Below are 13,923 nucleotides of genomic sequence, written 5' to 3'. Positions count from 1 at the left end.
ACCGGATTTCGGCGCGGGGTGTCTTTCCTCCGGTGCGGCTCGGGTACCGTTCGCGGGTGTCACTTAGCTTTCTGGAGCCGCGTTCAGGGCGGACGACCGCCGAGGTAATCAAGTACGCCCTGTGGCCCATCGCCATCATGACCGTGATCCATCGGGTGGTCATCAAGGCGGTCAACGGTGATATCACCAACGACTTCAATCCCGTGTACAGCGCAGCCCTGGCGTTCTTGAATCGACAGCCGGTCTACACGGCGAACTTCGACTCCGTCGACCCGCACTACCTGTATCAACCGAGCGCGACGATGTTGCTCTCCCCCATAGCCATCATCGACCCGGAGCGATCTCGCTGGTTGTTCATCATCGCCAGCACCATCGCAATTCTCGCGGCGTTGTACATACTGCTCCGCATCTTCGGATTCCGGCTCGATTCGGTCGCCGCTCCCGCACTGCTCCTCGCCGCATTCGTCAGCGAAACGGTGACGAACACATTGGTGTTCACCAACTTCAACGGCTTCGTACTCTTCGGCGAAGTAGCGTTCCTCGGATTTCTCCTCCAGCGCAAAGACCTGTCGGCGGGTGTTGCCATGGGTCTGACTCTGGCGGTCAAGCCGATGCTTGCGCCGCTGCTGCTACTACCTCTGATGACGCGTCAATGGAAGGTCTTTATCACTTCGATCGCGATCCCAGTGGTGATGATGGCCATCGCGTGGCCTCTGTCGGTCGACCCCATGAACTTCATCGACCGGACGCTGCCGTACCTGCTGCAGACTCGCGACTACTTCAACAGTGCTGTCGTGGGTAACGGTCGCTACTACGGAGTGCCCGAACTGCTCACCCTCGGCATCCGCGCGGTTCTGGGGATCATGGTTCTGGTGTCACTGTGGCTGCTGTATCGGTACTGCCGCGAAGACCGTCTGTTCTTCTTCGCGACCACCTCGGGATTGATCCTCACCGCGCATTGGTTGCTGGGCTCACTGGGCCAGATGTACTACTCGATGATGCTGTTCCCGCTGCTCATGACCGTGGTCTTGAAGAACTCGCTACTTCGCAACTGGCCCGCCTGGCTGGCGATCTACGGGTTCATGAACTACGACCGATGGCTGTCCGGACGGTGGATCGAAACCGGCCGCGCCTTGGACTACCTCCGGACCACGTTCGGGTGGGCGTTGCTGATCGTCGTCATCTTCGGTGTTCTCATCGGGCGTTATTTCGCCGCTCGAAGCGAAGGACGACTCGACGACGGAATCGAACCGAGCTATCTGCTGCCGAGCGCGCCACCAGCGAAAACGGCGTAGCCCGACAAATCGTATTAGCGTGTGAGCATGAGTTCAGCAACCGACAACAACTCCGCTCCCGCCGTCCAGCTCACCGACGCACAGTGGCGCGAGAAGCTGACCCCCGAGGAATACGCGGTGCTCCGTCAAGCAGGCACCGAACGCCCGGGCGTCGGCGAGTACACCGACACCACCACCGAAGGCATCTACGAATGCCGCGCCTGCGGAGCCGAGTTGTTCCGCAGCACCGAGAAGTTCGAGTCCCACTGCGGCTGGCCGTCGTTCTTCGACCCGGCCGACAGTGACGCCGTCATCCTCAAAGAGGACACCACGCTCGGAATGCGCCGAGTCGAGGTCGTCTGCCGCAACTGCCACAGTCACCTGGGCCACGTCTTCGAGGGCGAGGGCTACCCGACACCGACCGACCAGCGCTACTGCATCAACTCGATCTCGTTGGTACTCAAGCCTGCATCCTGATCGGCGCTGCTTCGTCCATACTGTGAGCATGCGCACTTTCACCTCACCAGAGCAGATCAAAGCGGCAGTCGGCGAAGACCTCGGCACCAGTGACTGGCTGCAGATCACCCAGGAACGGGTCAACACCTTCGCCGACGCCACCGGCGATCACCAATGGATCCACGTGGACGTCGAGCGGGCGAAGAAGGAAAGCCCGTTCGGGGCTCCGATCGCCCACGGATTCCTGAGCCTGTCCCTGGTGTCGATGCTCAACTGGCAGATCTACACCATCGAGAACACCAAGCTCGGAATCAATTACGGCTCCAACAAGGTTCGCTTCATCAACCCGGTCAAGGTCGGAGCCCACGTCCGCCTGCAGACCACCCTCGTCTCGGTCGAAGAGGTATCCGGCGGGGCTCTCCAGATCGTGACAGCCGGAACATTGCAGATCGAGGGCGAGGACAAGCCGGCCCTCGTCGCCGAGATCATCTCTCGGGTGGTGTTCTGACCCTCTTACGCACAGGTGGATCGAACGCTGTGATCGGCGGCAGCGCTTCCTCGTAGCGTTCGATCTCCACCAATACATGCTGGCCGGTGCATCCACGCGACAGCGCCGACGAACCCTCGTCTGCGGTCAGCACATTCACGCTGCCGTGCTTGCACATCGAGCCGGGATCGGCCGGATCGAGCGGGTCGTACCAGGCCCCGGTCGACAACTGAACCACCGATTCCAGCATCGCGTCGTCGACGACAACGCCCGCCAGGCACGAACCGCGGTCGTTGAACACCCGCACGACGTCGCCGTCGGATACTCCCCTGGCCGCGGCCGCAGACGGGTGCATGCGTAGCGGCTCGCGGCCCTGAATCTTCGAGTTTCGGCTCACCGCACCGTGATCGAGCTGACTGTGCAGCCTGGTACGTGGCTGATTGGCGATCAGGTGCAACGGAAACTGCTGGGCGCGTGACCCGCCGAGCCACTCCTGCGGCTCGAACCACATCGGATGCCCTCGGCAGTCGTCGTAGTCGAAGCCCGCCACCGTTGCCGAGAAGATCTCGATTTTGCCGCTCGGGGTGCGCAGCGCGTTCCCGACCGGATCGCGTCTGAAGTCCTCGAAGAACGTCAGATCGTCTTCGGTCTGCATCCGGAACGAACCCTCGCGGCGGAAGGCATCGAATTCCGGAGTCTCGACGCCACCCGCGCGCAGATATCCGCGCCACTGCCCGTACAGATGCTCGAGCCACTGCTCCGAGGTTCGTCCCTCGGTGAACTGCTCCCCCACACCGAGTTGCGTGGCCAGGTCGGCGAACGTGTCGTAGTCGTCGCGAGCATCCGCGTACCGGGCGGCGGCCGGCTCCATGGCGACGAGCAACGGATCGTTGCGCGTGCAGCTCAGGTCCGATCGTTCCAGTGACGTCGTCGACGGGACGACGATGTCGGCATGCTTGGCCATCGGTGTCCAGTAGGGATCGTGCACCACGATGGTGTCGGGTCTACCGAGGGCACGACGAAGCCGTCCGAGATCCTGGTGGTGGTGGAACGGATTGCCACCGGCCCAGTAGACGACCTTGATGTTTGGGTAGGTCAATCTTCTACCGTCGTAGTCGAATTCAGAACCCGGGTTCAGCAACATCTCCGAGACCGCCGCTACGGGAATCAGGTCGGGAACGGGATTGATTCCCTGTGGCAGAGTCGGCAACGGATACGGCACCGGGGCCAGACCGGGCTCGTTCATGGACCCGTACCCGTGACCGAATCCCGCTCCTGGAACGCCGATCCCACCCAGCATCGCTGCCAGGGTGACGCCCATCCATGGGGCCTGCTCGCCGTGTCGCGTCCGCTGCAACGACCAGGTGACCGTCACCATCGTGCGTTTCGACGCCATCTCCCGCGCCAGATCCGCGATGACCGAGGGCTCGATGCCGCAGATCGTCGACGCCCACTGTGGGGTCTTGGGTGTGCCGTCCGAGACGCCGAGCAGGTACCGCTCGAATTCGGGGTAGCCCTGGCAATACCTGTCGAGGAATGCTGTGTCGTGCAGCTTCTCGTCGGCGAGCACGAACGCGAGAGCCAACATCATTGCCACGTCGGTACCGGGCTGCGGAGCGATCCATCGAGCGTCGCCACTCATGTCGTTTCGTAGCGGACTCACGGTGACGATCTGCCCACCGCGGGCACGCATCGCGTCGAGCGAGTCGACCGTCGGATGATCCGACGTACCGCCGTGATTGATACCGGTGTTCTTGACCGGAACTCCGCCGAACGCCACCAATAATTCGGTGTGTGCGGCGATCACGTTCCAGGACGTGGAGCGCGAGAACATCTTCCAATGTGCACCGAGCACGTGCGGCATGATGACGCCGGTCGCACCCAGGGAGTAGCTGTGCACAGACCTGGTGTACCCGCCGATGCAGTTGAGAAAGCGGTGCACCTGGCTCTGGGCATGATGAAAGCGTCCGGCACTCGCCCATCCGTAGGATCCGCCGTAGATGGCGTTGTTGCCGAATGTGCCCACCACTCTGCGCAATTCGGACGACAGCAGATGGGTCAGCTCGTCCCAGGAGACGTCGACGAACTCGTCGCTGCCGCGACTGCCGGTCGGACCGGGACCGTTCTCCAGCCAACCTCGGCGCACCGCCGGTGCGGTGACGCGGGATCGATGGGTCACCGAACCGACGATGTTGCCCAGTACCGGAGACGGATTACTGTCCGACGCCTGCGGATGGACCGCTGTGACATCACGTCCGTCCGACTCGGCACGAAACATGCCCCAGTGGCCCATGTGCTGGACGCCGGGCACTGCGGTCATCGAACTACCTCGGTCATCGAATGCCGAACGCGCTCAACGCTGCCAACAATCCATCCGGCCGCTCGACCGTCGGCACCGGATCCACGAGCGCGAAGCGGCACCCGATCTCCTGCGCCGCGCCGTCGGCCTCGGCGCTGTCGCCCACCATCAGCGTCCGCGACGGATCGACACCCAAGGCGGCGACGGCATGGCGGAAGAATTCCGGTTGCGGTTTGACGTGGCCCACCTCGAACGAGAGCACGAACTCGTCGACGTACCGATCGAGATCGCGATCGGCGAACGCGGGGCGGATGTCGAACGCGATATTACTGAGTACACCGACCCGAATGGACTCGGTGGCAAGCTTTTTCAGGGCCGATTCGGTATCGGGATACGGCGTCCACGAATCGGCGTCGATCACGCGCCCGTAGACCGATTCCGCCTGCGCCGGAACCGTGACCCCGGATTGCTCGAGCACATGGAGATATGCTTGCCGGTGCAGTGCCGGATCGAGGTCCCGGTTTCGCCAGGCATGACGCGTTGCATCGTCGAACTCGACTGTTTCGCCCACCGGCGCGGTCATGCGTCGCATGAGCTCCGCAGCGCCTGCACCGTCGACCGGGGTGCCGTCTGCGTCGTGGATGCCGTCGAACCAGGTCGGGTGCTCCTCCAGCCGAAACAGCGTGCCCGAGAAGTCGAACAGGACGGCCTCGATGGTCTGGCTGCCCGATGTCGTCACGGCAGTGATTCGACGAGTGCGTCCACCTCGACCCGGGGGCCGGTGAAGAACGGGGTCTCCTCGCGCACGTGCCGGCGCGCTTCGGTGGCACGCAGGTCACGCATCAGATCCACGATGCGATCGAGTTCGGGAGCCTCGAACGCCAGAATCCACTCGTAGTCGCCCAGTGCGAACGAGGGCACGGTGTTCGCGCGCACGTCCTTGTAGTCGCGGGCGGCCTTACCGTGATCGGCGAGCATTGTGCGGCGCTCGTCGTCCGGCAGCAGATACCAGTCGATCGACCGGACGAACGGGTAGACGCAGATGTACGCACCGGGGTCCTCGCCCGCGATGAAGGCCGGGACGTGACTCTTGTTGAACTCGGCCGGACGGTGCAGAGCGGTGTTGCTCCAGACCGGCGTGCTTGCCTTGCCCAAAGCGGTGGTGCGCCGGAAATCGGAATAGGTGGCCTGGAGGTCCTCGATGCGCTCGGCGTGTGTCCAGACCATGAAATCGGCGTCCGCGCGCATGCCTGCGATGTCGTAGACACCGCGCACTGCGACGCCCTTGTCTTCACGGCTTTCGAAGAAGACTTTCGCTTCCTTGGCTGCCTCGGCCCGATCGTCGCCCAGCAGACCAGGCGTGACCTTGTAGACCGAGAACATCAAGTAGCGAAGAGTCGAGTTGAGCGCTGAGTAATCGAGGCGTGCCATGGCCCCTATCGTGCCACCTCGACCAGACGGGCGGCAGCGGTGGTGGCGGACGCAATACATGCGGGCACACCGACGCCGCGCTGCCAGGCTCCGGTGACCTCGAGCCCGGGTAGATCGGCGACGCCGCACTCGACGGCGGCGACGCGATCGAGGTGTCCGGGCGCGTACTGAGGCAAGCCGCCCGGCCAGCGCTGGACGGTCGCGGCCAGCGGTCGCACGTCGATGCCGGCTACCGTTCGCAGATCCCTCAACGCGGTGTCGACGGTCTCCTCGTCGGATCGGTCCGTGGCCGTGGAGTCGCCGAACCGGCCGAGCGAGGCCCGCAGCAGTACCGCGTCACGCTCCCCCAGGTGTGGCCACTTCCGACTCGACAACGTGAATGCCTTGACATCCAGGCCTGCGTCCGTCGCCACGAGAATGCCCGAATTCTGTGGCAGCTCGGTCGCTTTCGGAAAAGCCAGCGCGACGACGACAGACGACGCCAACTCGATACTGCGCGCGGCCCGCGACGCCTCGGGTGCTACCGCGGCGATGAGATGGCCGAGGACCGGCGCGGGTACCGCCAGGACCACGCCGTCGACTACACCCACGCGATCGACGTACCAGCCGCTCGCCTCATGGCGTACCTCGTCGATGCCTGCTCCGACGATCGTTCGGGCATCGGTCGCGGCGATCAGAGCGTCGAGCAGCACCGCATAGCCGTCGCGCAGCCCGCCGAACACCGGTCCCGGGGACGGCGTGGGCAGCGCGCCCAGCACTGCCTCGGTCAGGTTCGCGGCACCGGCGTCCAATGCAGCTGCCAATGTCGGCAATGCAGCCCGGACCCCGATCGAACTCGCCGAGCCGGAGTACACACCGCCGAGTAACGGGTCGACCGAACGACTCACGACCTGGGAGCCGAACCGGCTGCCCACGAGATCGGCCACGCTGACATCCGAGCCCGCGTTCCACGTGAACGGCCGTGTTGTTTCGGTCTCGATGAGGTGCAGTTCTTCTGGGTCCACCAGATCCCGCACCGAGTCGGCGGAGGACGGTATGCCCATCAAGGTGCCGAGCGGAAGCGAGTGAGTCCGACCGCCCGAGTAGACCAGTGGACGCGCCGACGACGGGTGCACCAGTTGATCCGACAGGCCGAGCTCGGCGAGCAGAGCCGGTACTTCCGGACGACGACCGATGAACGCTTCCGCGCCGACATCGAGCGACTCGGCACCGACCTCGGTGGTCCGCAGCGTGCCACCGAGTCGAGGGGATGCCTCGACGAGAGTGATGTCCGCGTCGGGACCACAGGACTGTCGAAGGCGATAAGCCGCGACGAGGCCGGAGATTCCGCCGCCGACCACGGCGTACCGCCGCGCCGTCACAACGAATGCACCAGCGAGACCACTCGGGTCAGAATCTCTGGATCGGTGTCGGGGAGCACTCCGTGACCGAGGTTGAACACATGCCCGCGCGCACCGGCCGCCACCGCGCGGTCCGCTTCGGCGGCGATGCGACGAACTTCGGCCTCGACGGCATCCCAGCCGGCGAACAGCACCGCGGGATCGAGATTTCCCTGCAGCACCTTGCCGCCGCCGACCCGGTGCACGGCGTCGTCGAGCGGAATCCGCCAGTCGACACCGACCACGTCGGCACCGGCCTCACCCATCGCACCGAGCAACTCGCCGGTACCGACCCCGAAATGGATCTTGGGCACGCCGGCCGAGGACACGGCGTCGAACACACGCGTCGAGTGCGGCAGCACGTACTCGCGGTAGTCGGCCAGCGACAGCGCACCCGCCCACGAGTCGAACACCTGCACCGCGTCCACTCCGGCAGCCAACTGAGCTTGCAGGAACGTGATCGTCGTGGTGGCCAGCGCGTCGAGCAAGGCATGCCACGTCGCCGGGTCGGAGCGCATCAGCGCCTTGGTCTTCTCGTGATTCCGACTGGGGCCACCCTCGACCAGGTAGGACGCAAGGGTGAACGGTGCCCCGGCGAACCCGATGAGCGGCGTGTTCGCGAGCTCCCGGGTGAGGATCCGCACCGCGTCGGCTACCGGCTCGACCTGATCGGCGGTCAGTACGGGGAGCGCCGCGACATCGGCAGCCGAACGCACCGGCTGAGCCACGACGGGACCGGTGCCGGCCACGATGTCGAGATCGATTCCGGCAGCCTTGAGTGGAACCACGATGTCCGAGAACAGGATTGCCGCGTCCACATCGTGTCGACGGACCGGTTGCAGCGTGATCTCGGCCACCAGATCCGGGCGGAAGCACGAATCCAGCATGCCGATGCCGGCGCGGATCTTTCGGTATTCGGGGAGCGACCTGCCGGCCTGGCGCATGAACCACACCGGCCGACGCGAGGGCTCTTTGCCGGCGATCGCGGCCAAGAACGGCGCGTCCGGGAGTTCTCGACGGGCGGGGGCTGTGGTCTGCGCTTCGGCGTTCATCGGGTTCCATGCTGCCACGCGTCAGGAAGGTTCCTGCCACCAAGGGCAACACACCCACTTCGGTTCCATCACGGCTCGGCGCGCCTCCGCCGCAGTACAACGTGACGCGTCTAACGTCCGATCACGTGACCGAACCCGAATCCACCGCCGAACCTGCGCCTTTCCGCGCCGCCATCGACGCGATGCATCGGGCCCAGGTACACCCGGCGATCGAAATCGGTCCGATCCGGCCGCCGCAACGACTCGCGCCGTACAGCTACGCGATCGGGGCCGAGGTGAAGCACCCTGATTCCGAGCAGGTCGACGAACAGAGCGATGGCGACGCGTTCGGCCGCCTGATTCTCCTGTACGACCCCGACGGTGCAGAAGCCTGGAACGGGACGCTTCGACTGGTCGCCTACATACAAGCGGACGTCGACGAATCGCTCGCCGAGGATCCCATGCTTCCCGAGGTCGGGTGGAGCTGGCTGGTGGACGCATTGGAGTCGCGCGCCGAACCACTCAATGCACTCGGCGGGACCGTCACCTCGACCAGCTCGGTGCGGTACGGCGACATCGCCGGTCCCCCCAAGGCCCATCAGCTCGAACTTCGCGCGTCCTGGACAGCGACGTCCGAGGACCTCTCGACGCACGTCGAGGCCTTCTGTGAGGTTCTCGCGTACGCGGCGGGACTGCCACCGGCAGGCATCACCACCCTCGGTCAACGCAGTTCCAGCCGGACATAGTCTCCGGACCCACCGACCGTAGGGCTTAGAGTCACTGTCCATGTCAGCCGATAGTTCCACCGACACCACGTCGGACGACGCCACGTCGGACGAGCAGGTCAACGAGCCGGTCGCCGTTCCGTTGCTCGCCCCGGCCGACGGCGTGCCCGATGTCGTGGACACACCGGACGCCGTTCTCGCCGCTGCGAAGCTCCTCGCCGCAGGTCACGGGCCTCTCGCCGTCGATGCCGAACGCGCGTCGGGCTTTCGATACTCCCAGCGCGCCTACCTGCTGCAGTTTCGGCGGCGTGGAGCCGGCACCGTTCTGCTCGACCCGATCCCGGTCACCGGAGATCTCGGTCCACTCGCCGAGGTGATCAACCCGCTCGAATGGGTGCTGCACTCCGCAGATCAGGACCTCCCAGGACTGGCCGAACTCGGTCTGGTCCCTGCGACGCTCTACGACACCGAGCTCGCCGGCCGTCTCGCCGGTTTCGAACGCGTCGGGCTCGGTGCCATCGTCGAACGCACCCTGGGGCTGGCGCTGCAGAAGGGTCATGGCGCTGCCGACTGGTCCACTCGTCCCCTGCCCGACACCTGGCTCAACTACGCCGCGCTCGACGTCGAAGTTCTGCTCGAGCTTCGCGACGAGATGGCCGCGGAGCTCGAAAGACAAGGCAAAACGGACTGGGCGGCACAGGAATTCGCCCACATCCTCGCTCTCGGACCACCCAAACCCAAGACCGACAGGTGGCGTCGGACCTCGGGGATTCACGCGATCAAGTCTCCCCGCACGCTCGCTGCGGTTCGCGAATTGTGGACCACCCGAGACGAACTGGCGGCCAAACGTGACGTGGCACCGAGCCGTGTGCTGCCGGACTCGGCGATCGTGGCCGCCGCGACAGCGGACCCGAAGACCTCTCGCGAGCTCGAGCAACTGCCTGTCTTCGGCGGCCCTCGCCAGCGTCGATCGTCCCGGCTGTGGGCCTCGGCGCTCACACGTGCACGGGCCCTCCCGACCTCCGAGTTGCCCTCCATGGCAGCATCTTTCGACGGCCCGCCCCCGGTCAACCGATGGGCGCGCCGCGATCCCGACGCGGCGGCCCGGCTGGCCGAGGTACGAGCGGCGATGACCGAGCTCAGCGAGTCGGTGTCGGTTCCGGTCGAAAACCTCCTGATGCCGGACCTGCTGCGCCGATTGGTGTGGGATTGGCGGACTCCCGAGGACGAAGGGGCCGATTCCGAAGAGACGATCGATGCCCGGTTGACCGAGGGACACGCTCGCCCCTGGCAACGGTCGCTGGTGGTACCGGTTCTGGCAAAGGCACTGCACCCTTCCGAAGTTACCGACGGGTAATACCCGCTACAGTAGGTGGCGCGTCCGGGCACCCGGGCGAGTCGTCCGCATCTGTCGGGAGGATCGAAAAGCGTGTCTGTACCCGCGTCCACCAGCTCACAGAGGAATGTTGTCTTCGTCGACGGCATCCGTACCCCGTTCGGCAAAGCAGGCCCCAAGGGCATGTACGCCGACACTCGCGCAGACGACCTCGTCGTCAAGGCAATCCGCGAACTCCTTCGCAAGAACCCCAACCTTCCTCCCGAGCGCATCGACGAGGTCGCCATCGCCGCGACCACGCAGACCGGCGACCAGGGGCTGACCATCGGCCGCACGTCCGCACTGCTGGCCGGACTCCCCCGCAGCGTCCCCGGATTCGCCATCGACCGCATGTGCGCGGGTGCGATGACCTCGGTGACCACCACGGGTTCGGGCATCGGCTTCGGCCAGTACGACGTCGTCATCGCCGGTGGCGTCGAGCACATGGGCCGCCACCCGATGGGTGAGGGTGTCGATCCCAACCCGCGCTTCCTCGCCGACAAGCTCGTCGATCCCAGTGCCCTGGTGATGGGTAACACCGCCGAGAACCTGCACGACCGGTTCCCGAGCATCACCAAGGACCGCACCGACGCCTATGCCGTCGCGAGTCAGAACAAGTACGAAGCAGCGAAGAAGGCCGGCTACATCGCCGACACCCTCGTGCCCGTCGCCACCAAGTCCGCCGCAGGGTGGGGCCTGGCCACCGAGGACGAACCGCCTCGTCCCGGCACCTCGCTGGAAGATCTCGCGAAGCTCAAGACTCCGTTCCGTCCTGCCGGTCGCGTCACCGCTGGCAACGCCGCGGGACTCAACGACGGTGCCACCGCCGCGATCCTCGCCGGTGAGGACACGGCGCACGAGCTCGGCCTGAACATCGGTATGCGAATGGTCGGCTTCAGCTTCGCCGGCGTCGACCCGGCCGTCATGGGCATCGGCCCGGTTCCCGCCACCGAAAAGTTGCTCGGCCGAACCGGATTGAGTATCGACGACATCGGCCTCTTCGAGATCAACGAGGCCTTCGCCATCCAGGTTCTCGCATTTCTCGAGCACTACGGCATCGCCGACGACGATCCCCGCGTCAACCAGTGGGGAGGCGCCATCGCATGTGGCCACCCCCTGGCATCCTCGGGCGTCCGCCTGATGACCCAGCTGAGCCGCCAGTTCGCTCAGCAGCCCGACGTCCGTTACGGCCTGACGACCATGTGCATCGGTCTCGGCATGGGCGGCACCGTCATCTGGGAGAACCCCAACCACGCTGACTACTCAGGAGCGAAGGCATGAGCGACATCACCACAGCGTTCACCGACGAGGTAGTCACGAACGCCTTCACCAAGATCGTGTCCGTACCGGGGCTCGACGGCTCCATCGCACTGGTGACCCTGGACAACGGCTTCGATCACACCAAGCCGTCGACCTTCGGTCCCGGCGGACTCGCCAAGTTCGACGCCGCACTGGACGAGGCATTCGCAGCGAACCCGGTGGCCATCGCCGTCACCGGTAAGCCGTTCATCTTCGCCGTGGGTGCCGACCTCAACGGTGTGCCGAACATCAAGACCAAGGATGAGGCGCTCCAGATCGGGCAGCTCGGCCACAAGGTCTTCCGCCGCCTGCGCGAGTCGACGATTCCGACGTTCGCGTTCATCAACGGTGCCGCGCTCGGCGGCGGCCTCGAAGTGGGACTGCACTCGCACTACCGGACGGTCGCGGAGAATGCCGCTGCCCTCGGCCTGCCCGAGGCCTTCCTCGGCCTGGTACCGGGATGGGGCGGAACTCAGTTGCTGCCCAACATCATCGGTGCCTCGAACGCCGTCACCGTCGTCATCGAGAACGCGCTGAACCAGAACCGCGTACTCAAGCCCCAGCAGGCACTCGACCTCGGCATCGCCGACGCCCTCTTCGGCGGAGCCGATTTCCTGGAGCAGTCCCTGGCGTGGGCCGCTCAGGTGATCAAGGGTGAGATCGTCCCCAACCGTCCCGAGATCGACCGCGGCCAGGCCTGGGACGACGCCATCGCCCGAGCCAAGGGAATCGTGGCCGGCAAGACCAACAACTTCGCCCCCGGCCCCGTCGCCGCGGTGGAGCTGCTCGAGCTCGCCAAGAGCACCGACATCACCGACTCGGCCTCGCTCGACAAGGCCTTCGCGGCCGAGGACGAGGCCCTGTCCACGCTGCTGGTCAAGGACGAGCTCCGTGCCGGCCTGTACGCCTTCGATCTGGTGCAGAAGCGCGCGAAGCGTCCCGCCGGTGCACCCGACAAGTCGTTGGCACGCAAGATCTCCGGCGTCGGCATCGTCGGTGCCGGCTTGATGGCCAGCCAGCTGGCACTGCTGTTCGTGCGCCAGTTGAAGGTGCCGGTGATCCTCACCGACATCGATCAGGAGCGCATCGACAAGGGTGTCGGCTACGTCCACGGCGAGATCGACAAGCTTCTCGGCAAGAAGCGCCTGTCCCCCGATGCCGCAAATCGATTGAAGGCGTTGGTATCCGGCTCGATCGACAAATCCGCCTTCGCGAACACCGACTTCGTCATCGAGGCCGTGTTCGAGAACCTCGACGTCAAGAAGAAGGTGTTTGCCGAGGTCGAGGAATTCGTCTCTGCCGAAACGATTCTCGCGACCAACACGTCTTCGTTGTCGATCACGAAGATGGCTGCGGACCTGAAGCACCCCGAGCGGGTCGTGGGCTTCCACTTCTTCAACCCTGTGGCCGTTCTTCCGCTGCTCGAGGTCGTCAAGGGCGAGAAGACCGACGATGCCACCCTCGCAACGGCATTCGCGACGGCCAAGACCCTGAAGAAGTCGGCCGTGTTGTCGGCAGATCTCCCCGGATTCGTCTTCAACCGTCTCGTCACGCGCGCGTCGAACGAGATCATCAGTGCCATCGACGAGGGCACACCGTTCGATGTCGCCGACGGCGCTGTGGGCGAACTCGGAATGCCGATGAGCCCGCTAACCCTGCTTGCGCTCGTCGGCCCGGCGGTCGCTCTGCACACCGCCGAAACCCTCGGCGAGGCATACCCGGAGCGGTTCAAGGACTCCCCCGGATTCCGTGCGCTCGTCGAGGCGAAGAAGCCCGGCGTCTGGACGTACGGCCCGGAGGGCCAGGTCGTCGATCCCGAGGTCGCTGCCCTGTGGCCGCAGGGTGATTCGCCGTCGACGGCCGAGCAGGTTCTCGAGCGCACCCGCAACGCGTTCGCCGACGAAATTCGGATCATGCTCGACGAAGGCGTCGTCGCGGCGGCCGAGGACATCGACCTCTGCCTGCTCCTGGGCGGCGGCTTCGGATTCTGGAACGGCGGCATCACCCCGTACCTGGATCGCAGCGGCGCTTCCGAGGCCGCAACCGGCCAGCGCTTCCTTGCGCCCGGGGTAGCCAGCGTCTAGCTTTTCCCGCCGAGTTCGAGGTTGTGGACGGATTTCTCCGGATTTTCGTCCATAACCTCGAACTCGGCAGTGCTCGCTCGCGC

Annotated in this window: 12 protein-coding genes; 7 read left to right on the top strand and 5 right to left on the bottom strand. The window is 65.3% G+C overall.

Annotated features, from left to right (window positions below; genetic code table 11):
* Window positions 1–56 precede the first annotated feature (56 nt).
* The 3 genes from AC5WEY_RS14050 to AC5WEY_RS14040 are packed head-to-tail and all read left to right on the top strand — an operon-like array spanning window position 57 to window position 2,238.
* Window positions 57–1,295 carry a glycosyltransferase family 87 protein gene (locus AC5WEY_RS14050; protein ID WP_495646292.1) on the top strand — a complete coding sequence of 413 codons (1,239 nt, stop codon included), beginning with the start codon at window positions 57–59 and terminating at the stop codon, window positions 1,293–1,295.
* 27 nt (window positions 1,296–1,322) lie between these two features.
* Entirely contained in the window at window positions 1,323–1,751 is a 429-nt protein-coding gene (gene msrB / locus AC5WEY_RS14045; RefSeq protein WP_057478620.1) for a peptide-methionine (R)-S-oxide reductase MsrB, read from the top strand.
* Window positions 1,752–1,779: 28 nt separating this feature from the next.
* Window positions 1,780–2,238, top strand: coding sequence for a MaoC family dehydratase (locus tag AC5WEY_RS14040; protein ID WP_170944821.1), 459 nt, complete (start codon window positions 1,780–1,782; stop codon window positions 2,236–2,238).
* Here AC5WEY_RS14040 and AC5WEY_RS14035 read toward each other — a convergent pair.
* From AC5WEY_RS14035 to hemE, 5 genes are read right to left on the bottom strand one after another with little or no spacing between them, the layout of a single operon-like run.
* Window positions 2,216–4,537 (bottom strand): molybdopterin-dependent oxidoreductase, encoded by a 2,322-nt coding sequence (locus AC5WEY_RS14035; RefSeq protein WP_495646291.1) that lies wholly within the window; start codon window positions 4,535–4,537, stop codon window positions 2,216–2,218. The genes AC5WEY_RS14040 and AC5WEY_RS14035 overlap by 23 nt on opposite strands.
* Window positions 4,538–4,550: 13 nt before the next feature.
* Window positions 4,551–5,255, bottom strand: coding sequence for an HAD family hydrolase (locus AC5WEY_RS14030; protein WP_495646290.1), 705 nt, complete (start codon window positions 5,253–5,255; stop codon window positions 4,551–4,553).
* Window positions 5,252–5,947, bottom strand: coding sequence for a hydrogen peroxide-dependent heme synthase (hemQ, locus tag AC5WEY_RS14025; RefSeq protein ID WP_057478618.1), 696 nt, complete (start codon window positions 5,945–5,947; stop codon window positions 5,252–5,254). The genes AC5WEY_RS14030 and hemQ overlap by 4 nt, the downstream gene beginning before the upstream one ends.
* A 5-nt stretch (window positions 5,948–5,952) precedes the next feature.
* Window positions 5,953–7,308 (bottom strand): protoporphyrinogen oxidase, encoded by a 1,356-nt coding sequence (locus AC5WEY_RS14020; protein ID WP_495646289.1) that lies wholly within the window; start codon window positions 7,306–7,308, stop codon window positions 5,953–5,955.
* Window positions 7,305–8,378, bottom strand: coding sequence for a uroporphyrinogen decarboxylase (hemE, locus tag AC5WEY_RS14015; RefSeq protein ID WP_495646569.1), 1,074 nt, complete (start codon window positions 8,376–8,378; stop codon window positions 7,305–7,307). Before hemE ends, AC5WEY_RS14020 begins: the two co-directional genes overlap by 4 nt.
* Before the next feature lie 125 nt (window positions 8,379–8,503).
* Here hemE and AC5WEY_RS14010 point away from each other — a divergent pair, with 125 nt between their 5' ends.
* The 4 genes from AC5WEY_RS14010 to AC5WEY_RS13995 all read left to right on the top strand — a co-directional run bounded on the left by AC5WEY_RS14010 (window position 8,504) and on the right by AC5WEY_RS13995 (window position 13,840).
* Window positions 8,504–9,103: a DUF3000 domain-containing protein gene (locus AC5WEY_RS14010; RefSeq protein WP_495646288.1), complete on the top strand. Its 600-nt coding sequence runs from the start codon at window positions 8,504–8,506 to the stop codon at window positions 9,101–9,103.
* Window positions 9,104–9,143: 40 nt separating this feature from the next.
* Complete coding sequence (locus tag AC5WEY_RS14005; RefSeq protein ID WP_495646287.1) at window positions 9,144–10,439, top strand: HRDC domain-containing protein; 1,296 nt, start codon at window positions 9,144–9,146, stop codon at window positions 10,437–10,439.
* 72 nt (window positions 10,440–10,511) lie between these two features.
* On the top strand, window positions 10,512–11,738 hold the full coding sequence (locus AC5WEY_RS14000) for a thiolase family protein (protein WP_057478614.1): 1,227 nt from the start codon (window positions 10,512–10,514) through the stop codon (window positions 11,736–11,738).
* Window positions 11,735–13,840 (top strand): 3-hydroxyacyl-CoA dehydrogenase NAD-binding domain-containing protein, encoded by a 2,106-nt coding sequence (locus AC5WEY_RS13995; protein WP_495646286.1) that lies wholly within the window; start codon window positions 11,735–11,737, stop codon window positions 13,838–13,840. Before AC5WEY_RS14000 ends, AC5WEY_RS13995 begins: the two co-directional genes overlap by 4 nt.
* The last annotated feature ends 83 nt before the right edge of the window (window positions 13,841–13,923 follow it).

The sequence above is a fragment of the Rhodococcoides sp. S146-33 genome, from assembly GCF_059489205.1.
The sequence above is the reverse complement of the archived record's forward strand: the minus strand, read 5'-3'. Positions and strand labels throughout refer to the sequence as shown.